Raw genomic sequence first — 22780 nt, 5'->3', positions numbered from 1 at the left:
AGCGTGTGCTAGAGTAGCGGATTTGCACACGCATGTAAGTATTCGTATTCAATCGCGGACCTGCCGGCTTCTCGGTGGGTTTCTGGAAAGGTATCAAAGGGCTATGAAAACCGCAGAGTTGCGACAGACGTTCCTCGATTATTTCAAACAGCACGGTCACGCTATTGTTCCAAGCAGTTCGCTGGTGCCAGCGGACGATCCAACCTTGCTGTTTACTAACGCGGGCATGAATCAGTTCAAGGATACCTTCCTTGGTCGGGAAGAGCGCGATTACACTCGCGCAACTTCAACCCAGAAGTGTGTGCGCGCTGGCGGCAAGCATAACGACCTCGAAAACGTCGGTTACACCGCGCGTCACCACACTTTTTTCGAAATGCTGGGCAACTTCAGCTTTGGTGACTATTTCAAGCGTGAAGCCATCAATTTTGCCTGGACTTTCCTAACCGGAGATCAGTGGCTGAACCTGCCGACAGAAAAGCTGTGGGTGACCGTTTACGCGGATGACGATGAAGCTTTCGATATCTGGAATAAAGAAGTGGGTGTGCCAGCAGAGCGCATAGTTCGCATTGGCGATAACAAGGGCGCCCGCTATGCGTCCGATAACTTCTGGCAGATGGGCGATACCGGTCCGTGCGGCCCTTGTACCGAAATTTTTTACGATCACGGTCCGGATGTTGCGGGTGGCCCTCCCGGTAGCCCCGAAGAAGACGGCGATCGCTACATTGAAATCTGGAACGTGGTGTTCATGCAGTACAACCGTACTGCCGATGGTGAAATGCTGAACCTGCCAAAGCCTTCTGTTGATACAGGCATGGGCCTTGAGCGTATCGCCGCGGTATTGCAGGGGGTGCACAGTAACTACGAAATCGACCTGTTCCAGGATCTGTTGAAGGCAGCCTCTGAAGTTCTTGGCGGCGCAGCAAGCACTGAGGCGTCACTGCGTGTCGTCGCAGACCACATTCGTTCTTGCTCGTTCCTGATTGCGGACGGCGTAATGCCGTCGAATGAAGGTCGTGGTTTTGTTCTGCGCCGGATTGTTCGACGTGCGGCTCGCCACGGTAACAAGCTGGGCGCGAACGGGCCTTTCTTCCACAAGTTGGCCAAGCCTTTGGCGGACCTGATGGGAGGAGCATTCCCGCAGTTAGTCAGCAGTTTGAAGCAGATCGAGAAGGTGCTGCTTCAAGAAGAGGAACAGTTTGCTAAAACGCTCGACAAAGGTCTGCGTTTGCTTGAGCAAGACATTGCCGAGCTTAAAGGCAATGAGATCCCTGGCGAAACGGTGTTTACGCTTTATGACACCTACGGTTTCCCGGTAGACCTCACCAACGATATCGCACGTGAGCGTGGTCTGACTCTGGACTACGCCGGATATGAAAAAGCTATGGAAGCCCAACGTGAACGGGCGCGGGCTGCCAGTAAGTTCGGCATTGATTACAACGCTGAAGGGCTCAGCATCGAAGGGGATACCGAGTTTACCGGTTATGACCATGTCGATGGTAAAGAGCGCGTGCGCTTGGTGTTGGTTGAGGGCGAAGAGCGCAAGGCGGTTGCCGGTGATGATTGCGTAGTTGTATTAGAGCGCACACCTTTCTATGCCGAGTCTGGCGGTCAGGTGGGGGACACGGGTCTGCTGACTTGGAACGGTGGCCGTTTTGAAGTAGCGGATACTCGAAAGGACGGGGATAACCACCTGCACGTGGGTAAACTCGTTGAAGGAGAGTTGAGCTCTGGCCAAGAGGTGGATGTTTGTATCGATCACGAACGTCGCGAGCGCACCAAACGTAATCATTCTGCTACGCACCTGTTGCATGCCGCACTTCGCAAGGTGTTGGGTGAGCATGTAAATCAGAAGGGCTCATTGGTTGATCCGGACAAGTTGCGTTTCGACTTTTCCCATTTTGAAGCGGTTACCCCTGAGCAGCTTAAAGAGATTGAGCGCCAGGTGAATGAACAGGTTCTTCAGAATACGCCGGTTGAAATAGACGTTACAGACATGGAGACCGCACAGGAAAAAGGCGCCATGGCACTATTTGGTGAGAAGTATGGTGATGTGGTGCGAGTGCTAAGCATGGGTTCTGATCGATATTCGGTGGAACTTTGTGGCGGTACTCACGTCTCTCGTACAGGCGATATCGGTATGATGCGAATCACCTCCGAGAGCGGTATTTCCTCGGGTGTTCGTCGTATCGAAGCGGTCACTGGCTTTGGCGCGCTGGCGTGGGCAGATGAAACCGAGAGCACGTTGCGCAAAACCGCCAAGCTGGTGAGGGCGACTCGGGAAACGTTGGTAGACAAAGTCCAGCAAACTGTAGACCGCAATCGTCAGCTGGAAAAAGACATTGCTGCTATGAAAGCGAAGTTGGCCAGTTCTGCTGGTAGTGATCTGGCGGCTTCTGCCGTGCAAGTGGGTGACCTCAAAGTCGTTGCGGCGCAGATGGATGGAGCAGATCGCAAGGGGCTGATGGAAACTGCCGACCAGCTGAAGAACAAGCTGGGTGAAGGTGTGGTGGTATTGGCCACTGTCGAAGATGGCAAAGTTGTTTTGGTTGCCGGTGTGACCAAGTCCGCGACAGGTAAGGTTAAAGCGGGTGATTTGATGAAGCACCTGTGTGCCCAAGTGGATGGAAAAGGCGGTGGCCGTCCGGACATGGCGCAAGGTGGTGGCAATGATGCGTCGAAGCTGGTCGACGCTCTGGCGGGTGTGCCTGCCTGGGTTGAAGGAAATATCCAGTAAGGCGCTGTTTTCCGCAGTGGGCACGGGTTTATAATCCGCCCGCTTTATACGATGGCGGAGCCTTAGGGCTCCGCTTTGGGTCCCCGGTTCGGAGTTTGGCAAAACATGGCTCTGTTGGTTCAAAAGTTTGGTGGTACATCCGTCGGCACAACCGAGCGGATTGAGGCGGTAGCCGACAAGATATGTCGGTTCCGCAAGGAAGGGCACGATATCGTTGTCGTGGTCTCGGCAATGAGCGGTGAGACAAATCGCCTGATCGCATTGGCCGGCGACATTATGGAAGAGCCTACACCACGGGAAATGGACGTACTGGTTTCCACCGGTGAGCAAGTGACCATTGCTTTGCTGTCCATGGCGCTGCAAAAACGTGGCTGTGACGCTCGTTCTTACACGGGTGGCCAGGTTCGGATTTTGACTGATAACAGTCACAACAAGGCTCGTATCAAAGACATTGATGCGCATCGGATGCAGTCAGATCTCGATGCAGGCCGAGTGATTGTGGTGGCCGGCTTTCAGGGTGTGGACGAGCAGGGAAATATCACCACGCTTGGTCGTGGTGGTTCCGATACCACGGCTGTTGCACTGGCTGCAGCGCTGAAGGCCGATGAATGCCAGATCTACACCGATGTAGACGGTGTTTATACGACTGACCCGCGTGTTGTAGACAGCGCACGTCGGCTGGATCGTATTACATTTGAGGAAATGCTCGAGATGGCGAGTCTGGGTTCAAAGGTTCTCCAGATCCGTGCTGTCGAGTTTGCAGGTAAATACAACGTTCCGTTAAGGGTGCTCTCCAGCTTCCAGGAAGGCGAAGGAACCCTGATCACTTTTGAGGATGATACGGCCATGGAACAACCGGTTGTTTCCGGCATTGCTTTTAATCGTGATGAAGCCAAGCTGACTATTTCCGGCGTGCCGGATACCCCAGGCAGTGCGCTGAGTATCCTGAAGCCAATCAGCGATGCCAACATTGAAGTCGACATGATCGTTCAGAACGTCGGTCAAGATAATAAGACTGCCTTCACGTTCACGGTGAACCGTCCTGATTTGAAACGCGCTCAAGACATCTTGCGCCGTATCTCCGACGACATTAATGCAGGTGAAGTTATCGGCGATAGCAAAATCGCTAAAGTCAGCATCGTAGGTGTGGGTATGCGCTCTCATGCGGGTGTTGCCACCCAAATGTTTGAGGCGCTGTCAAAAGAAGGTATCAATATTCAGATGATCTCCACATCCGAAATCAAGGTTTCGGTGGTGATCGATGAGAAGTATCTCGAGCTGGCGGTTCGCGCGTTGCATAGCACGTTCGGATTGGAAAATGCTGAGATAGATGAGAATGCTTGAAAGCAGGATGCTGAAGGGTGTAGTTGAGGGTCATTGGTTATTTCTATCAGGAACTATTTTGGCATAAGTGTTATTGCGTCTATAGTTTGATAGGTGATCCCTTTATAAAAGCAATAAGTAAAAAGTAGTGACAGTCGGAACAGGTAGCCTTGCAATAGGGAGTATGGAACATGCTTATTTTAACTCGCCGTGTTGGCGAAACTCTGATGATCGGTGACGAGGTAACCGTTACCGTTCTGGGAGTTAAGGGGAATCAGGTTCGTATCGGGGTAAATGCTCCTAAAGACGTAGCGGTTCACCGTGAAGAAATCTATCAGCGCATTCAGTCCGAAAAAGGCTCCGATGAGCCAGAACCGGGCAATAGTTGATCAGAAATAAGCCGTTCAGCGATAGCTTGAGCGGCTTTTTAATTTTTAGGGAAAAATGATTAGAAAAATATCGTGTCAACCCTATGAAAACAGAAAAGTTGTGGTAGTATACGCACCGTTCTCAAGGAGAGGTGGGTGAGTGGCTGAAACCAGTTCCCTGCTAAGGAACCGTACGAGCAATCGTACCGAGGGTTCGAATCCCTCCCTCTCCGCCATTCTTTCTCGGAAGAATGAGAACAGGTTGAAGTTGCTTTCAACCACATGCGACTAGATGTGCGGCTGTAGCTCAGCTGGATAGAGTACCTGGCTACGAACCAGGCGGTCGGAGGTTCGAATCCTCCCAGCCGCGCCATTATTAAGTTGTTGAGAGGCAGCTAAAGACCCAGCCTAAGTGCTGGGTTTTTTTATGCCTGAAATTTTCTATCTGCCTCAGAGGCGCTAGTTGCCAATGACTACGTCTGTTATATAATGCTTGCATGAATAATCCCATCATTAATCGTCGTGGACGAAAAACAAGTAAACGCCAGTTGGCCGAAGGCGAGTACACCATCGACGACCTCGCGCGCCGTGGCAGTACCACAGTGCGCAACATCCGTGCCTACCAGGATCGGGGAATTCTCGAGCCTCCTGAAAAGCGCGGACGTTTGGGCATCTACTTTGATTCGCATGCCGCTCGGCTCGACATTATCAATAACTTGCTAGATCGCGGGTACTCTATTGATAATATTCGTGAATTGCTTGCCGCATGGACCGATGGACGTCATTTAGAGGAGATCTTGGGCCTGGAGAAGGCGATCACGCTTGCTTTCTCATCTGAAACGCCCCGAGAGTACAGCCTTACGGATCTCATCAAAATGTTCGGTCTGAATAGCGCCAGCAAGAGCATGATCGATGACGCGGTGAAGCTGGGCCTGATAGAACGCAAGCGCACCAAGTTTGTGGCTCCAAGCCCGAGGCTTATTGAAGCCGGTGCGCAGTTGGTCAAGTTGGGTATGTCCTTTGAAGAAATCGTCGATTTGTTGCGCCTTTTGCGGGGCAATGTGCAGCGGGCAGCGGACGGTTTGGTGAAGGTTGCTGTTGCCCACTTCGATGAGTTTGGCGATGAGCTACCGCCCTCTGAGACCATTCGTGAGCTTTCTCAATTGATTTGGGAGCTTCGCCCGCTCGCTCATCAAACAATTCGTGCTGAAGCTGAGCTTGCACTTAACCGTTCCCTGCGTAATTTCTTGGGCGATCGTCTCTCTGCTGTCATAGAAAATATGCAAGAGGAGCGATAAAGAATCTGTCTCCACTCGACAGCTTCTTTAGTCATATCTCGTTTGTTGAAGCTATACGGACTTCCTCTCCGGCGTGCTGCTGCCGGGAGGAAGATCAGGCGTAGTATTTGTTAATTCTGAAACTTCACGCAGATGCGGCGGTGGCTTTCGTCTCCGGTTTCTGCGTGGCGAGATAGGCGGGTGAGTCGTTCAGATAATTCAAGGCCAGTTCTGTTGATCCTTCGTTAGAGGGGTTATAGAGCGGTGATAGGAAGGATAGCTCTTTCAGGGTCAGCCAGGTCAGGCTGGGCAGGTGCCCTGTTTTCGCAGCGCGACTCCATTCACGCCAAATCCACGGCCGGAAAATGCTGGGTCGTTTTTTGGCGAAGCGTGAGTCCTGTTTCATCAGGTGTGCTGCGCCGTCGGCCCATAGCCCGAAAATAAGAGGGAAGGTAATCAGCGCCAAATAGGAGCGAGATGCGTAGCTGCCGCCCAGGTGCTGATATAAATCAAAGGCCACACAGCGGTGCTCGACCTCTTCAGCGCCGTGCCATCGCAGCAGATCGAGAAGCACCTCATCTGCACCAGCATCGTCCCACGTTTTGTTTTCCAGCGCGTACATGCCAAGAACGCATGTCATGTGTTCGACAGCTGCGACTAAACCTAAGCGAAATATCAGCCAGTTCCGTTCTAATCGTTTGGGGATTTTTTGTCCAAACGGGTTGTCGGCCAGGGCTACCTTGAACAGGTTGTCCATAAAATCGGTGTTTCGGGCCGTTTCTATGTTGTGGTTTTGCAAGTATTCCTCGATGGCGCCGCCATGAGCGCGTGCATGCATGGCTTCCTGTCGGATAAAGGCTTTTACGTCCTCTCGGAGTTTCTCATCGGTGATGTGTGGAAGGGCCTTGTTAAAAAGTCGGCAAAACCAATGTTCTCCAGCGGGCAAAATCATATTGATTTGATTGATGAAGTGACTCGCAAACGGTTGCCCGGGAATCCATTCCAGCGGTGTGTCTGCCCAGTTGAATTCCACGCGACGCGGAGTAAGAGAATGCGGACTTGAAGAGCCTTTTTGCTGCTTTTGGAAGCGCGGCCAGTTTATCTTGCTGACTTTTGAAGCGGTGATTGTTGCCATTGTTAATCTCCTGTTGTTGTTAAGCCAGCTCTAGCTTTGCCAGCCAGCGGCTCAGTGACGGAGAGGCCCGTCCGATGAGGTTCAGGCCGTATGCTTCCGGGCCAACCAGCACTTCATCTTGGTCATTTTCCAATGCCTTAATAATGCTGGAGGAGACGGCTGCTGGGCTGAGGTTTCGACGGGCATACAGCTTGGATGCCCTGGTTCGGTCTTCGCTTTCAGCTTCGGCGCTTTTGCCCACAAATCGTGTGCGATCGGTAATTCCACTGTTCACAATGCCCGGGCATACAGTGATGACTCTGACACCGTGATGAGCCAGATCGGCCCGCATACAATCGGAAAGCATGCGAACAGCGGCTTTGGTGGTGGAATAGGCGCTCATGGAACGGTTAGGTGAGAACGCTGCTGCAGACGAGACGTTGATAATGACGCCATTGTTTTGAGCTTCGGCCATTTGTTTGCCGAAGAGCTGAGAGCCGTGAATGACAGACCAGAGGTTCACATTGAGAATCCGTCTCCAGTCTGCGCGGCTGGTTTGCAAAAAGGGGCCAGCCATCCCGATGCCGGCATTGTTGATCAGGATATCGGGGACTTCATCTTTCTTGGCTAGCTCGCGTGCGAGTTTATCCCAGCTACCGGCGATTCCTACGTCCATGGTATAGCTCGTTGCTCGAGCACCGAGAAGGCCTGCGAGTTCAGCGGTGCGCGCAGCGGCATCAGTGTCAATGTCGATTGCGATGACATCTGCGCCGGCTTTAGCGAGCTCGAGCAGCGTCTCTCGTCCAATGCCATTTCCTGCTCCGGTCACAACCGCCAGTTTACCGCTGAATACTTTTCGCGTTCCCTGAACGCGGTGGCGATCCAGTCCGGATGGGGCATCGCTATCGGCTGCGCCGGATTCAATGAAATCAACAAAGCGACAAAGACGATTCGCTACGACCTCCGGATGGCTAACCTGTATCCAGTGCCCGCCATTGATTTCTTCGCACCAAAGTCGCGGAACCCACTTATGCAAGTCTTCAAATAGCATTGGGGTTACAAATTTGTCTCGTTTTGGAACAATAAGTTGTACGGGAAGCTGTGTGGACTTCTCTTGTGGCGAGGTGATTCGCGGGATTACGTTGGCGCGGTACAGGTGAACTCCCATCGCGCCATCTTTCCGCTGACTGTCAAAAGGCGGGCATTCTTCCATGCCTTCAACGTGCTGAAGCAAGCGAGGCCAAAGTTTATCCAATCCCGATTTCCATAACGTGGGGGCCAAAACGGGAAGGTGAAACGCTGCGATGTACCATGAGTGAGCAATTTGTTTGGCTATTTTGTTAATTTGGGCTGGTTTTCCGCTTTTCAGGCCTTGTTTTAACCAATGGCCAACGTGGTCCAGGCTGGGGCCTGAAATTGAGGTGTATGACTTTATGCGCTCTTGAAGGTTGGGGTGAGTGGCAAACTCCCAGCATTGTATTGAGCCCCAGTCATGGCCAACAAGATGCACAGGCTTTTCGGGGCTAACTGCGCTGAGAACGGCACGAAAATCAGCGGTTAGATGCTCCAGGGTATAGTCCTTGGTGCGGCAGGGGGCGTCGGATTTCCCCGCACCGCGAACATCGTACACGGCGACATGAAAGCGCTTTGCAAGCTCGCTTATTGTGGTGTCCCAAATATGGCTGCAATCGGGATAGCCGTGGACAAGCACGATGGTTGTATCGGCGTTTTTGTTCCACTCGCGGACATGGAGGCGAAGCCCTTTGTTCTCGATGAATTGGCTACTTTCGTTCATGCTTTGAACTCTGTCGTTATTGATACATTGGAAAATGTAACAATAAGCGGTGGGCTGGTCAATAAGGCGTGAAGTTTGGGTCGGATGCGTTTTGATTTATACAGACGAAAATTACGTGTGCTCAAAAAAAGCCCCGCATTGAGCGGGGCTGATGGTTGCCATTACCACATTAAGTCATCGGGTATTTCGTAGCCGGCATAGGGGTCATCATCACCTTGATCTTCTGCCGTGCGATCGTGCAGAACCACAACCGCTGATTCGTCCCGCTCCATGATCTTGCGGGCCACGGCCTCTGCGACCAGCTCGTAATCGTCGTTAACAAAAACAACGGCCAGCCGGCCTCGTGACAATTGATCCACCATCTGGTCGTCGACAAAAATCTTTTTTATCTTTTTCTCGTGCACAAACTGATAAGACGTTTCACCGCGACTGCGATCCAGGCGGTTTGTTTCTACCAGCTGGCGAATCTGGGCCTGGATGGCTTTCTTGTTGGCTTCTTTTTGGTGCTCCAGATTCAGTTGCCGATCGCGCTCGGCCTGCTCTTGGCGAGCCTGGCGTGCCCGCTCTTCAACTTCGTTGACTTGGGCGGCACCTTTAGGCTGCTGTTTACGTTGCTTGCGCTTCTCAGAGCGAATGGTGCGGGCCTTTTTTTCATCGGCGAGCCCGGCTTTTAGTAATTGGTCCTGCAAAGACGCCATCAGTGACTCCGTAGATTCGTGATAAACTTAATCAAATTATCTCTAGTATACGCCGTCAGAGCGAACTCAATAACCCACGATTATTTACCCCACGGATTTTTCTATGTCTTCTTTTAAAGAGCTTGGCCTTTCTTCGACCATGCTGGCTAACCTTGAGCAGCTGGGCTTCACGCAGGCTACTGGCATTCAGGTAAAGGCGTTGCCACCGGCTTTGGCGGGCAAAGATGTGATTGCCATGGCTCAAACGGGTAGCGGAAAAACGGCTGCTTTCGGTATTCCTCTGGTTGAAAAGCTTCAGCCCAAGCGGTTTTCGGTTCAGGCGTTGGTGCTTTGCCCAACGCGTGAGCTGGCGGATCAAGTAGCCAAAGCACTGCGGGAACTGGCGCGTGCGAAAGACAACGTGAAGGTGCTGACTTTGTGCGGTGGTGTATCGATCGGGCCTCAGATTGGTTCGCTCAGCCATGGCGCTCACATCATCGTCGGCACGCCGGGGCGGGTTGAAGACCACCTGCGTAAAGGAACCTTGTCGCTGGAGCATCTGAATACGCTGGTGCTGGATGAAGCGGACCGCATGCTTGATATGGGGTTTGAGGATGTTGTGGCCGGTATTCTTGCGCAAACACCTTCCTCGCGGCAGACGTTGCTGTTCTCCGCAACATGGCCGATGCCTATACGGACCCTAAGTGAGCGTTTTCAGGTGGACCCGGAAGACGTGCGGATTGAGGTGAACGATTCAACCGCCACGATAGAGGAGCTGTTTTACGAGATTTCGCCCGGGCAAGAAGTGGAAGCTGTTGCAGCATTGCTCTCCCGATTCCAGCCGACGGCGAGTTTGGTTTTCTGTACCACCAAACGGGGCTGTGACGATCTTGCAGACGCGCTCAGGCAGAAGGGTTTCGCCGCTTCGGCATTGCATGGTGATTTGGAGCAGCGGGAGCGTGACAGCACGCTGGTGCAGTTTGCGAACCAAAGTTGCACGGTTTTAGTCGCGACCGATGTGGCGGCTCGTGGTCTGGATATCAAAGGCTTGCCACTGGTTATTAATGCGGAGCCCGCTCGGGATCCCGAAGTTTATACGCATCGGATTGGTCGCACAGGGCGTGCGGGTGAGCAGGGGCATGCGGTGACTTTGTGTACACCGAAGCAGGGTCACAAGATCTCTCGTTTGGAGAGCGCGCGCGGCATGACAGCTGAGTGGGGCGATTCCGGACAACTGCTTTCAGAGCCTGTAAGGCCTGTTGCCCCGCCCATGAAGACTCTCTGTCTGGCTGGAGGGCGTAAGGAGAAGGTTCGCCGCGGCGATGTGTTAGGGGCTTTGACCGGTGAAGCCGGGATCCCCGGTACTGCGGTAGGGAAAATCGATCTGTTTGATTTTCAGTGTTTTGTTGCTGTCGACGTGGCTTGGGCTAGTAAGGCGCTTTCACGGCTTGAGCAAGGGCGGGTGAAAGGGCGAAAAATACGCGTGCGTTATGTTTAACCGGGTTGGTTGCTCCGAGTGTATAGAACCGTTTGTTTTGATTGTCGCTCGGGAAATCCCTATAGAAAAATGTGCTTTTGGTTGCTCCAGAACAATGAAACCGGTAAATTACGCAGGATTTTGCCTCCCGTTTTGAATTTGCACGCTATTAGACTTTTGTCTGAATAGGGTGTGATCGAGGCGGGGAAATCACAAACCAATACAGGTAGCTGTTCATTATGAATGAGCTGATGTCACACGCCGTAGATTTGATGATCGCCGGTATGGGCTTTGTGTTCGCGTTTCTGGTTATTCTGGTATTCGCGACTGGCCTGATGTCGAAAATCATTCTGCGGTTTGCTCCGCCAGAGCCGGCAACCCCGGCCAGAACGCCACGTGCCAAGCCGAAGGCGCCAACGTCGGTTGACCCTGACACCGCCGAGGCCATTAAGAAGGCGATTGCACAATACCGGTCACGCCACAAGAAGTGACCCGGGAACGGAATTAGAACCTTTTAACAGAAGGCTGACACGATGACTGACACAAAAAAACCGCTGGGGATTACGGACGTAATTCTACGTGACGCCCACCAGTCCCTGCTTGCCACCCGCATGCGTCTTGACGACATGCTGCCGATCGCCGAGAAACTCGACCAAGTCGGTTTCTGGTCGTTGGAATCCTGGGGTGGAGCTACCTTTGACTCCTGCATTCGTTACTTGGGTGAAGACCCATGGGAGCGTATCCGCGAACTGAAAAAAGTAATGCCTAACACGCCACAGCAGATGTTGCTGCGTGGCCAGAACCTGCTGGGCTATCGTCATTACGCGGATGACGTGGTAGAGCGTTTTGTAGATCGTGCTGCCGAAAACGGCGTTGATGTGTTCCGCATCTTCGATGCGATGAATGATCCTCGCAACCTGGCGACTGCTATTAAAGCGGTTCGCAAAACAGGTAAACATGCTCAGGGCACCATTTCTTACACCACCAGCCCTGTGCACACTCTTGATATGTGGGTTGAGTTGGCAAAAGAAGTCGCCGACATGGGTGCTGACTCCATCGCCATCAAAGACATGGCAGGTATCCTGAAGCCATACGTCGCCTACGATCTGGTCAGCCGTCTGAAGAAAGAATTGGATATTCCGATTCACATGCAATGTCACGCTACGACGGGCATGTCCACTGCGACTGCCATTAAAGCAGCGGAAGCGGGTATCGACAACGTAGATACCGCGATCTCTTCCATGAGTATGACTTACGGTCATTCGCCCACCGAAGCGGTGGTTGCGATTCTGGAAGGGACCGACCGCGACACCGGTCTGGACCTGAACCTGCTTGAAGAAATTGCTTCCTACTTCCGCGAAGTGCGTAAGAAGTACGCTAAGTTTGAAGGTAGTCTGAGAGGCACTGATTCCCGCATCCTGATTGCTCAGGTTCCGGGTGGCATGTTGACCAACATGGAAAACCAGCTGCGCGAGCAGAACGCTACCGACAAGTTTGATGAAGTTCTGGCCGAGATTCCGAAGGTCCGTGAAGATCTGGGTTACATCCCGCTGGTAACGCCGACTTCGCAGATTGTTGGTACTCAGGCTGTACTGAACGTACTGACCGGTGAGCGCTACAAGTCTATCTCCAAAGAAACCTCTGCCATCCTGAAGGGCGAGTACGGTTCTGCACCGGCTCCGTTCAACAAAGAACTGCAAGAGCGCGTTCTGGATGGTGCCGAAGCGACTACTTGCCGACCGGCAGACAACATTGAGCCAGAAATGGACAAGTTGACTGCTGAACTAAAAGGCCTGGCCAACGAGAAAGGTATAAAGCTGGCAGAACAGGAAGTGGATGATGTTCTGACATACGCTTTGTTCCCACAGATTGGTCTGAAGTTCCTTGAGAACCGTGGCAATGCAGAAGCCTTCGAGCCAGTACCAAGTGCTGATGATGTCGCTCCGGCCAAAAAATCTGCAGGTCCTGAAAACTACACGGTAGAGGTTAACGGCCAGAAATACGTTGTAGCCGTTTCCGAAGGTGGTGAGATCAGCCAGATTGAAGGTCAGGGCGGTTCTGCTGCACCTGCGGCCGCTCCAGTACCTGCTGCTGGCGACGGTGAACCTGTTAATGCGCCATTGAGCGGTAACATCTGGAAGGTTCTGGTTTCTCCGGGAGACACGGTTGAAGAAGGTGATGTGCTGATCATTCTCGAGGCCATGAAAATGGAAACCGAGATTCGCGCATCGAAGGCCGGAACCATCGGTGAAGTCTTCATCAAAGTCGGTGATGCCGTCTCTGTTGATGATGAAATGCTGACAATCGCATAAGGGCCAGCATTCCATGGATAAGATAATGACACTCTGGACAGGCAGTGGCCTGTTCAACATAGAGTTCGGTCAGATAGTGATGATCGCTATCGGCCTGCTGCTACTGTTCCTTGCGATTCGTAAGGGCTTTGAGCCACTGCTGCTGGTGCCAATTGGTTTCGGCGGTATCCTGGCGAACATCCCGGAGGCAGGGTTGGCCCTGACTGCGGCGGAAAATGCGATTCACTTTGCGCTGAAGAGCGATGCTACGCAGATTCTGGCGGCACTGGCAGTGCCACTGGATGTGGCTTATCAAGCAGGACAGGCGGTAACACCTGAACTGAAGGAAGCCTTCAAAGTAGCGGTGAAAGAGGCCAGCTATTCCGAAATGGCAATGGCGAACTCGCTTGCCCAAGACTTCGGTTACGGCAACGGCATGCTGTATAACTTTTACTCCGTTGTTATCGGCAGTACTGTTGGCCCGCTGTTGATCTTTATGGGCGTTGGCGCGATGACCGATTTCGGTCCTCTGCTGGCGAACCCGAAGACCATGTTGCTGGGCGCCGCCGCTCAGTTTGGTATCTTTGGTACGGTTCTTGGTGCCGCACTGCTGGACTGGACTGGAGTGCTGGACTTCAACATCCTTGAAGCAGCTGCGATCGGTATCATCGGTGGCGCAGATGGCCCAACCTCTATCTACGTAGCCAGTGTATTGGCTCCGCATCTTCTGGGTGCAATTGCTGTATCTGCATACGCATACATGGCAATGGTTCCGATGATTCAGCCACCAATCATGAAGGCGCTGACCAGCAGTGAAGAGCGGGCTATCAAGATGAGCCAGCTTCGTCCGGTCAGCAAAAAGGAAAAGATCGTTTTCCCGCTGGTTGTTCTGATTGCTGTAGTGCTGTTCCTGCCAGACGCAGCACCGCTGCTGGGCATGTTCTGCTTCGGTAACCTGATGCGTGAGTGTGGCGTGGTTGAGCGCCTGAGTGATACGGCTCAGAACGCGCTGATCAACATCGTAACCATCTTCCTGGGTTTGTCGGTTGGCTCCAAGCTGATGGCAGACAAGTTCCTGGATGGCCAGACGCTGGGTATCTTGGGGCTGGGTGTTGTTGCGTTCGGTGTGGGTACTGCATCAGGCGTTCTGATGGCTAAACTGATGAACAAGTTCAGTAAAGACCCGATCAATCCGCTGATCGGTTCTGCCGGTGTGTCTGCGGTGCCAATGGCAGCGCGGGTATCCAACAAGGTTGGTCTTGAGGCTAACCCGCAGAACTTCCTGCTGATGCACGCTATGGGCCCGAACGTGGCTGGTGTTATTGGCTCTGCGGTTGCAGCGGGTGTGATGATCAAGCTGTTGAGCTGATCTTCACTTCTTGCTGTACAAAAAAACCCGCTTCGGCGGGTTTTTTTGTGTTCAGTGAAAATCCCGGGAATTGACTGGCAACGAGTTAATCAGGTGGCTCAAATCCGAGAGCTTTCCAGCCATCACATGGACGATCTCTCCCTCTTTTTCGATAACCCCTTTCACGTGTAATAATCGCGCGGTGAGTAACGGTTTGCGTTGTTGGCGGGCGGTTGCCAGCCAGACGACGACGTTAATATTGCCGGTTTCATCTTCAAGGGTGACAAAAGTGACGCCAGCAGCTGAGCCTGGCCGCTGACGGCCGGTGATCAGGCCGGCTACTTGTACCGGTATGCCGGGGCGGGTGGCCTTAAGTTGTTCTGCAGTTAGGCAGTGCTGGAGATGGCCTTGTTCGCGAAGCAGAGCCAGAGGGTGTCTTTGTAGTGTCAGACCTTGGCTGCGGTAGTCGGCCAGTACATTTTGGCCTTCCGTGGGGGTGGGTAACTGGTTACAAGGCTTGGGCTGGTAATCCACTTCGGGCTCTTGGGCGAACAGTGCTGAAGGTTTTTCATATTCCAGTAATTGCCAGTAGGCTTGATGACGGTTATCGGTGAAGTCGGCCATGGCGTTTGCGCCGGCCAGTAACTCCATGTCCCGTTGATTCAGGCTGGCGCCAGTGCGCAGTTCGCTGGCGGAACGGTAGCCGTTCTGTGGTCGGTTTTCGTGAATGCGCTGGCCACCTTGGAGGGATAGGCCTTGTACGATTCTCAGGCCCAGACGCAGGTGTTGTGGCTGTTCTTCCAGTGTGTGCTCCCAATGGCTGAAGTTTACGTCGGGCGGCAGAACGGTTACGCCATGGCGATGGGCGTCTTGCACCAATTGGCTTGGGGAGTAAAAACCCATGGGCTGGCTGTTGAGTAAAGCGCAGTAGAATGCGGCCGGATGGTGGCGCTTGATCCATGCGGAGACATACACCAGCAGAGCAAAGCTGGCGGCGTGGGATTCCGGAAACCCGTAACCGCCAAAGCCGCATATTTGTTGGTACAAGCGTTCGGCGAATTCCGGATCGTGACCACGTTCCAACATGCCGCTGATCAGCTTGTCTCGGAATGGGGATAGGTCCCCATCGGATTTCCAGGCGGCCATGGCGCGACGGAGTTTGTCGGCTTCACCGGCGCTGAAACCGGCTGCCACCATGGCCAGTTTGATCACCTGTTCCTGGAAAATGGGAACCCCCAGCGTGCGCTCCAGCACCTGACGAATTGCATCGTTGGGGAATTCTACAGGCTCCAGTCCGTGTTTTCGGCGCAGGTAAGGGTGCACCATATCGCCCTGAATCGGGCCCGGGCGGACAATAGCGACTTCGATGACCAGATCGTAGTAAGTCTCAGGCTTCAGCCGGGGCAACATATTGATCTGAGCGCGGGACTCCACCTGAAACACTCCGATGCTGTCGCCTTTTTGCAGCATGGCGTAGGTGTCGGGGTCTTCTTGAGGGACATCCTGGATAGTAAAGGGGGTGCCTTTTTCCGAACTGATCAGCTCCAGAGCCTTTCGGATGGCGGTTAACATGCCAAGGGCGAGGACATCTACCTTCATTAGCCCGAGGCTTTCCAGGTCCTCCTTGTCCCATTGGATGACGGTGCGTTCTTGCATGGCGGCGTTTTCTACCGGCACCAGTTCCGACAGCGGCCCTGCACTAATGACAAAGCCACCGACGTGTTGGGACAAATGTCGGGGAAAGCCCAGTAAGGTGTTCACCAGTGTAAAAAACTGGTTGGCCATATGTGGGTTCTGAGTCAGACCTTTCTCCAGAATCTGCTGGCGCCAGTTGGTAGTCTTGTCGCGCCAGTCGATACCGTCCAGCAGCTTTTCCACTAAAGCGGCATCAAAGCCCAGAGCTTTGCCAACATCTCGGATGGCACTGCGGGGCCGGTAACGAATCACCGTTGCCGCCAGTGCTGCTCGCTCGCGACCGTAGCGTTGGTAAATATACTGGATGACCTCTTCGCGCCGTTGGTGCTCGAAATCCACATCGATATCCGGTGGTTCGTCCCGGTCTTTCGAGATGAAGCGCTCAAACAACAGTTCGACCTTGGCGGGATTTACCTCGGTGATGCCCAGGCAGTAACAAACGGCTGAGTTGGCAGCAGAGCCTCGGCCCTGACACAAAATACCTTGGCTTCGGGCAAACGCGACTATGTCGTGGATGGTCAGAAAGTAATGCTCGTACTTCATTTCCGAGATTAGCCCCAGCTCTTTGCGAATCAACGTTTGAACTTTCATGGGGGTGCCATCGGGATAGCGGCGACGTTCGCCTTCTTGGGTCAGTCGTTTCAACAGGCCCGCAGGTGTCTCATTGGCGGGGACTAAATCAGGTGGGTATTCGTAGCGCAGGCTTCCGGGTTTAAATTGGCATGCGTTGGCAATCTGAACTGTCTCGCGTAGCCAGTTTTCCGGAAACAGCTTTTGCAGCACCGAGAGTGGGCGGAGATAACGCTCGCCGTTTTGGAACAGACAGCGCCCGGCATTCTCCAAGGTTCTGTGGTGGCGCAGGGCGGTGAGTACGTCTTGCAGGGGCTGGCGTTCTCGGCTGTGCATGTGAACTTCGCCGGTAGCTACAATAGGGCAGCGTAAATGGTCGGCCAATTCCCGGATCTGGGCCAGTTGTTGTTCCTCGCCAATTTCCAGAGTGCGGCTGGTGGCAATTCGTAACCGTTGCTCGAACAATCGATGTAACCATTCACCGCAAGCGCGGGTTTCAGTGAAGGTGACGTTTTCCTGAATGGCTGGGAGCCACAAACAAAAACAGTGGTCCAGTTCGTGGGTTTCAATATCTCGCGCGAAGAGCTGGTATTGCCCTTTTTCAGCGCGGCGCCGGCCTGTGGTTATCAGTTTGCAGAGCTGGCCATAACCCTGACGGTCTTTGGCCAATAGGATAAAACGTGGAACGGCAGAGTCAGTAGGGGCATCGTCCAGTTCGAACCAACTGCCGGTGATGAGCTTCACCGGGCTGTCTTTCAGAGCGGCCCAGGCTCTGGGAATGCCGGCTACAGAGCAAGCATCGGTGATGGCGATGGCGCTATAGCCTAATTCCAACGCTCGTTCGGCCAGCTCATGGGGATGCGAGGCCCCAGTCAGAAAGGTGAAGTTACTGAAGCAGAACAGCTCCGCATAGCCTGTAGCCATCAGCCAAACCACCCATGAATGAACCATCCATCTTGATGATCTCGGAAAACCCAAGCCATCTCGCTGCCCGGCAACTGTGCGATGTAATAATCCCGATGAACTCGTTGGCCGTCCCACCAACCACTGCTGATGCGCTCCGGGCCGGAGTGCCAGTGCGTAGGTGTTTGATCTAGGGGCCAGGGGTTTTTCAGTAGCCATAAAGGTCGGTGAGGGAAGGCTGTAGGCTCTGCCGCCGTTTTTTTAGAGGGGTTGCGAACCTCCTCGGCAGACCAAGCACATTCTGGCCGGTGGTCTTCAGAGGGAGACAGTTGTTTTAAAGCCTGGTCTCCCAACCGGGCCTGAAGACGGCTGATCAGCGTGTGCCAGGCTTCGTTCAGATCCTGAGTTTCACCGAGCAAATCTTGCCCTGTTGGGGCTTCACGGCCGATAAATCGCTTGACGGTGAAAGTGAGCGCAATAACCGGCGCGCTCAAGGGTTGCTGAGCAAGCTTCAGGCGGATCAGCTTTAAAAACACGTCGGCCCGATGTTCTGGCCCCGTGGTTCGAATTCGAAACCGTGTCGGTTCTTGGTGCCGGTGCTGCAGTGTCAGCAGTAGAGTGTCGGTATCTTGCTGGCGCCAACAAAGGTCTTCCTCCAACTCTGACAGAATTCGCTGCAACGAGAATAAAAGCCCTTGAGTGTGCTCCACTTCCTGAATGAAATCCGCCCGCTGCCTGAAAATATGGGGTGGCTGCCAAGGTGCTTTGGGGTCTGCGCGGGTGCCCTGAATTTTCTGGATGGTGTTCAACAGTTCTGGTGATAGTCGCCGAGCCAATTCATGAGCGGGCAGAGCGAATACATCCGCAAGTGTGTTAAGCCCCAAGCGTTGCAGACGAGTGCAGGATTTCTTGTCAAAACCGGCGGCTTGCAGCGGTAAGTTGCCAATCGCTGCGAGAATATGGCCTTTGTCTGCTGTGCATTCGCCTTTGCCGGTGAGGGCTAATAACCGAGCCGTCAATGGCGTGTGCCCAATGGCGATCCACGCAGAGAGTTGGCGGTCGGTCAAGGCTTGTTCCACGGTTTGCCAGATGGCTGGTAGACCGCCGTAAAGCTTTTGCAGGCTACTGACTTCCGCCCAAAGACCATCAGGTGGTGACAAAGTAATGTGGGCGGCGTAGTGATACAACCAGCGTGCCTGATCTTCCAGAAGCCATGCTTCCTGTTTCTGATCTGCTTGCATAATATGCAAGTTGGGCGCTAAACCGAGCGCGGTTTTCAGACGCATGCCCACTTCTACACCCAGCTCCCGTGCGGTTGCGCAGGCCTGTTTGATGGTTTGCCCAGCACCATCCACGATCACAATAACGCCCCCGGAATCCTGATTCCGTTGGATGTGGTCCAGTAATAAATGTGGAAAATGCAGGTATAGCCAGAGCATAAGGTTACCGTGTAGTCCCGGCCCACGGGCCCTGAACGATGCGGGTGGAATCGTGGCCGGCAAGGTTGGCCCGGTGTCCCATCGCCAGTGAGCAACGTTGGCCGGGCCAGCTACCACGGCGCTTAATGATGTTAATTTTAAGTTCCTGGCGATCACTCGGAACAAGCTCCAGCCGTAAAGCGGCCGGAGAGTTCTGATCGACATGGCGGCGGCTTCGGAAAAGCACGCACACATTCCCCCCAGCCTCAGAAGCCAGCTGCAACCGGCGAACATCCCGACTGGCCAGTGTGCCCGGCCATGCCAGAACCAGCCCAGTAACGGGAGAACGAAGACAGTTTTCGAGTGTCCATAAAAAGTCGTTTTGGTCTTGAGTAGTGACCATTACCACATGGTCCAGATTAACCCCCTCCCGGGCCAAAGCGGGGGCGTAGGGTGTGTGTGGCGGGTTTAACCAGAAGATGGTTTTGCCCTCGCTGGACACCCGTTGCATGAGCGGCAGCACCAGGTGCAGCTCGCCGATACCACAGGTATCCAGCAGGCATTCGCTCAACGCGCCCTTTGGCCATCCCAAACCGCCGAGTTGATTGTCCAGCGCCTGATACCCGGTGGGTTCCGCGGGTTGAGTAGTCTTCTTGTGTTGGTGGCCCTGCCACACGCGGGCATCCTGAAGAAGGTTGCTCAGCAATTCGCTCATGGGAAATTCTCTGAATACTGTTTATATATACAGTATTCTTAAGAGGTGCCGATTTCAACCGAGCAGAGTGAATGTTTTGTTCTAAAACGTTTCAGGCTCAAAACAGTTTGGTGCGGTTATGACGGTGTTGGCTTCGGAGGGTGTTGAGGTGTTTCTGCAGGATGAAAGGGCTGTATAGGCTAGATGGGTAAGCGCTGCTGAACTGATCGAATCAACAGTCCAGCAGCTAAGTGTTTTACTGGTTTTTCAAAAACGAAATATATTCCTGAACCACTTCATAGACATATTCCTGGTTCGCCGCTGCTGTGTCTGGATTGTAAGCACCGTCATTTGTTTTGTTATTGGACAAGATGCGAATCGCCAAAAATGGGATGCCGTATGCTTTTGAAATCATCGCTGATGAGGCCGATTCCATTTCTTCGACGGAAGTACCGTAGTTTTTATGGAACCAATTGATGCGATCTACCTCGTTGTTCCATAAATCTGCTGAACCAATGGTTCCTTCAACCACATTGCCTTTTTTGTAGCGGTTTTTTACTTTTTTCGCTATTGCGAAAAGATCAGGATCTGCTTCGTAGTAACGTGCTTTTTCAGCGTTGGGGTCTTCACCAGCGCTTCCTTCCGAAGCCATAACATCCATGGGCAACCAATCCGTCGCAACAATGCCGTCTCCCTCTGCACGATCGCGGGTTTTCATGGAGCCTATGTTAACCGTGCGCTCACCCAAAACGATGTCAAAAACATTGAGATCGGGATCATGACCGCCAGATGTGCCTTGGTTGATGATGGCAGCCGGGTTGTATTTGAGGATCGCAACGGCGGTTGCGGCTGCCGTGTTCTCCATACCTTTCCCGGTTTTAGAAACAATGACGGGATAGTCATCTACGGTGCCAATATAAAACTCAAACGTTGATCCCGATTTTTCGGTTTCAACGTTCTCGAGACGAGCCGCAAATTTTTCAGCCTCGATTGGCATGGGCCCCTGAATCAATATAGGGCGTTTCGTACCTTCTTTGGTGTTGAGGTCGTTTGCTGAGACTCCTCCTGCCAATGCCAATATCGAAACCACGGTTATTAGCACGCGTTTGCTCATCTTCATTGCCATTTTTCTGACCTTGTTTTTTGCTTGAGGGGTTATGGGCCCTTGGATTGCTTGGGCACAAAATAAGATTCGGAAAGGTTCGATGGTGAGATTTTAGGTGCCGAAGCCTATCTATCTAGACCTTGGGTTTCAAGTGTATCGCGAAGGTGGGAGAGGGGGGGATGTTGATGTGGCTGTTTGTTTCCAGCTATCTGTCTAATAAATAGGTGCAATTTCCGGCTCATGGAGAAGTTCATGCTTCACTCACTTGCATGAGCAATGAGCTACCCCAAGAGCCGTGTGATCAATAAAGGCTTTGTTCAAACCCTTCAATACAATCAACCAAGCCCTTCTGTTTGTACTTCACCGCGAATGACGATCTGGCCGCTGTAAGGCGCCGGTTCCGCATTTTTGTGTTCGGCAAACCCTTCCCTGATCTCTCCCCGAATGACAGTTTGTCCGCTGTAGGGAGATGGCTGGGACTGCTCCAGGCTGGTCTGATCTGATTTGCGATCCGCCAAGCTGGCATTTGCGGGCAGGGCGGCAACGGCAAAGAGGGAAGCGAAAGCAACGAGAGCAAATTTACGCATGTCTGTATCTCCAGAATAAGTTGGTTTGAATCATTCTCTGAATCGCCCGGTGTATCCGGATCAGATGCAGCGAAGTATGCGCCTCTGGAGTACGCCTGAATAATTGCCAGTCGGCATGGGTCACATCACTCACAGTGATGTTTTCTGGAAAATTCTTTAGAATATTTTTCTAAAGATAGATTTTGTTGTCCGTAAAACTGCTTACATATAATTACTGATGATGTTTTGGTGCGTCGTTTTGATTGGTTCTGTGTGAAAAACTTTATAAAGTTACACACTAACTTGGTTCGGGTTCTTACTTCTCGGAGTTGGCGGTGTCTACCGATCTTGGGGAGGCTTGGTGTTCAGCTAGCGTTTGTAATGCAGACCATAAAGCATTGTCAGTGAATGCGGTGAAGATGGGGTACCTTCACCGTATTGGATGGCATTAAATGAATGTCCAGGCCAGCACTCTCGTCACTTTGTGTCCTTGTTTCATTTCTATTTCCCGAAGATCTACTGCTCCGAGCTTACGAATCAATTTCTGTGCAGGCTTAATATTGTCAGCCTTTGAAATCAGGCTGGTAAACCATCGGCATTGTGTGGAGTACGCTAAGCTCTCTTTTATGAGCTTTTTAAGAAACAGCTGTTCGCCGCCTTTGCACCACAGCTCTGCTCCCATGCCGCCGAAATTCAGGGTAGGGGATTGGCTTTGTGATTTTTGTTCACCGCGGCTACGAGCCAGGTTATTAAGCTTGAGTTGACTCCCTTTCAGGGCTTCCTCGCGCGAGGCATGAAACGGCGGGTTGCATACGCTGATGTCAAAGAATTCTCCAGCCTGAATGATTCCTTCAAAAATGTGGTTTTTATCGGGCTGTGTGCGCAGTGAAATCTGTTCTTTGAGTGATGGGTTGCGGGCGATGATTTCGGACACGTTCGCCAGCGACTGGGTGTTGATGTCGCTGCCGACACATTGCCAGCCGTATATCTGGCAGGCCAATAGCGGGTATATCCCATTCGCACCCGTTCCTATATCGAGCAGCTTGATATTGTTTTTTTCAAGCCCGGGTAAGTCGGCCACGTAATGGATGTAGTCGGCCCGGCCCGGGATAGGAGGGCAAAGTGCGCCTTCAGGAATATTCCAGCCGACGATGTCGTAATGGTAACTTAGCAACGCAGCGTTGAGGGTTTTTACCGCTAGGGGGTCTGCGAAGTCGATGGACAGGTTGCCGTGAGCATTTGGTTTTACATAAGACGCTAGTGCCGGGTGTTTTTTTACCAGAGCAGGGAAATCGTAGCCTTGGTTGTGCAGGTTTCTTGGGTGCAAGTTCTTGCGAACAGGTTTGGTTTGGTTTTTACGTCTATGATGGCTGCTCACAGTAATCGGCCCGGGGCTTTAAAATTAAATGTAGACTGGGTCTGGTT

The 22780-nt window shown here is 52.8% G+C and carries 17 protein-coding genes and 2 tRNA genes; 10 read left to right on the top strand and 9 right to left on the bottom strand.

Going from position 1 to position 22780, the window contains the following annotated elements:
* Window positions 1–103: 103 nt before the first annotated feature.
* The 6 genes from alaS (at window position 104) to K5L82_RS01755 (ending at window position 5723) form a co-directional block, all read left to right on the top strand.
* Window positions 104–2734, top strand: coding sequence for an alanine--tRNA ligase (alaS, locus tag K5L82_RS01780; RefSeq protein ID WP_223132947.1), 2631 nt, complete (start codon window positions 104–106; stop codon window positions 2732–2734).
* A 105-nt stretch (window positions 2735–2839) separates the two neighbouring features.
* Window positions 2840–4078: an aspartate kinase gene (locus K5L82_RS01775; RefSeq protein ID WP_223132946.1), complete on the top strand. Its 1239-nt coding sequence runs from the start codon at window positions 2840–2842 to the stop codon at window positions 4076–4078.
* A 170-nt stretch (window positions 4079–4248) separates the two neighbouring features.
* The gene (csrA, locus tag K5L82_RS01770; protein ID WP_133005221.1) at window positions 4249–4446 is read left to right on the top strand and encodes a carbon storage regulator CsrA; all 198 of its coding nucleotides are present in this window, start codon (window positions 4249–4251) and stop codon (window positions 4444–4446) included.
* A 125-nt stretch (window positions 4447–4571) separates the two neighbouring features.
* Window positions 4572–4661 (top strand) — tRNA-Ser (locus K5L82_RS01765).
* Between the two features lie 60 nt (window positions 4662–4721).
* Window positions 4722–4798: transfer RNA gene (locus K5L82_RS01760), tRNA-Arg, on the top strand.
* Window positions 4799–4922: 124 nt separating this feature from the next.
* Window positions 4923–5723 carry a MerR family transcriptional regulator gene (locus tag K5L82_RS01755; protein ID WP_223132945.1) on the top strand — a complete coding sequence of 267 codons (801 nt, stop codon included), beginning with the start codon at window positions 4923–4925 and terminating at the stop codon, window positions 5721–5723.
* A gap of 124 nt (window positions 5724–5847) precedes the next feature.
* Here the strand turns inward: K5L82_RS01755 and K5L82_RS01750 are convergent, their stop codons facing one another.
* The 3 genes from K5L82_RS01750 to K5L82_RS01740 all read right to left on the bottom strand — a co-directional run bounded on the left by K5L82_RS01750 (window position 5848) and on the right by K5L82_RS01740 (window position 9309).
* Complete coding sequence (locus K5L82_RS01750) at window positions 5848–6837, bottom strand: metal-dependent hydrolase (RefSeq protein ID WP_223132944.1); 990 nt, start codon at window positions 6835–6837, stop codon at window positions 5848–5850.
* 19 nt (window positions 6838–6856) lie between these two features.
* Window positions 6857–8611, bottom strand: a complete 1755-nt coding sequence (locus tag K5L82_RS01745; RefSeq protein WP_223132943.1) for an SDR family oxidoreductase — start codon at window positions 8609–8611, stop codon at window positions 6857–6859.
* 161 nt (window positions 8612–8772) lie between these two features.
* A complete protein-coding gene (locus K5L82_RS01740; protein WP_223132942.1) occupies window positions 8773–9309 on the bottom strand; it encodes a DUF2058 domain-containing protein in 537 nt (178 codons plus the stop codon).
* Between the two features lie 103 nt (window positions 9310–9412).
* On the opposite strand from K5L82_RS01740, the gene dbpA reads away from it, so the two are divergent.
* From dbpA to K5L82_RS01720, 4 genes are all read left to right on the top strand, one after another.
* A complete protein-coding gene (gene dbpA / locus K5L82_RS01735) occupies window positions 9413–10786 on the top strand; it encodes an ATP-dependent RNA helicase DbpA (RefSeq protein WP_223132941.1) in 1374 nt (457 codons plus the stop codon).
* 218 nt (window positions 10787–11004) lie between these two features.
* On the top strand, window positions 11005–11256 hold the full coding sequence (locus K5L82_RS01730) for an OadG family protein (RefSeq protein ID WP_133005227.1): 252 nt from the start codon (window positions 11005–11007) through the stop codon (window positions 11254–11256).
* A 42-nt stretch (window positions 11257–11298) separates the two neighbouring features.
* Window positions 11299–13077 (top strand): sodium-extruding oxaloacetate decarboxylase subunit alpha, encoded by a 1779-nt coding sequence (oadA, locus tag K5L82_RS01725; protein ID WP_223132940.1) that lies wholly within the window; start codon window positions 11299–11301, stop codon window positions 13075–13077.
* A gap of 13 nt (window positions 13078–13090) precedes the next feature.
* Window positions 13091–14425: a sodium ion-translocating decarboxylase subunit beta gene (locus K5L82_RS01720; RefSeq protein ID WP_316933351.1), complete on the top strand. Its 1335-nt coding sequence runs from the start codon at window positions 13091–13093 to the stop codon at window positions 14423–14425.
* A gap of 51 nt (window positions 14426–14476) precedes the next feature.
* On the opposite strand, the gene K5L82_RS01715 is transcribed toward K5L82_RS01720, so the two are convergent.
* The 6 genes from K5L82_RS01715 to rlmF all read right to left on the bottom strand — a co-directional run bounded on the left by K5L82_RS01715 (window position 14477) and on the right by rlmF (window position 22733).
* Window positions 14477–17593 (bottom strand): error-prone DNA polymerase, encoded by a 3117-nt coding sequence (locus K5L82_RS01715; protein ID WP_223132939.1) that lies wholly within the window; start codon window positions 17591–17593, stop codon window positions 14477–14479.
* Window positions 17593–19011: a Y-family DNA polymerase gene (locus K5L82_RS01710; protein WP_223132938.1), complete on the bottom strand. Its 1419-nt coding sequence runs from the start codon at window positions 19009–19011 to the stop codon at window positions 17593–17595. The genes K5L82_RS01715 and K5L82_RS01710 overlap by 1 nt, the downstream gene beginning before the upstream one ends.
* A gap of 4 nt (window positions 19012–19015) precedes the next feature.
* A complete protein-coding gene (gene imuA / locus K5L82_RS01705) occupies window positions 19016–19705 on the bottom strand; it encodes a translesion DNA synthesis-associated protein ImuA (RefSeq protein ID WP_223132937.1) in 690 nt (229 codons plus the stop codon).
* A 235-nt stretch (window positions 19706–19940) separates the two neighbouring features.
* A complete protein-coding gene (locus tag K5L82_RS01700) occupies window positions 19941–20810 on the bottom strand; it encodes a 5'-methylthioadenosine/S-adenosylhomocysteine nucleosidase (RefSeq protein WP_223132936.1) in 870 nt (289 codons plus the stop codon).
* 314 nt (window positions 20811–21124) lie between these two features.
* Entirely contained in the window at window positions 21125–21376 is a 252-nt protein-coding gene (locus K5L82_RS01695) for a hypothetical protein (protein ID WP_223132935.1), read from the bottom strand.
* A 427-nt stretch (window positions 21377–21803) separates the two neighbouring features.
* Window positions 21804–22733, bottom strand: a complete 930-nt coding sequence (gene rlmF / locus K5L82_RS01690) for a 23S rRNA (adenine(1618)-N(6))-methyltransferase RlmF (protein ID WP_223132934.1) — start codon at window positions 22731–22733, stop codon at window positions 21804–21806.
* Window positions 22734–22780: the final 47 nt, after the last annotated feature.

It is taken from the genome of Marinobacter sp. AL4B (assembly GCF_019916045.1).
GTDB lineage: Bacteria > Pseudomonadota > Gammaproteobacteria > Pseudomonadales > Oleiphilaceae > Marinobacter.
The sequence above is the reverse complement of the archived record's forward strand: the minus strand, read 5'-3'. Positions and strand labels throughout refer to the sequence as shown.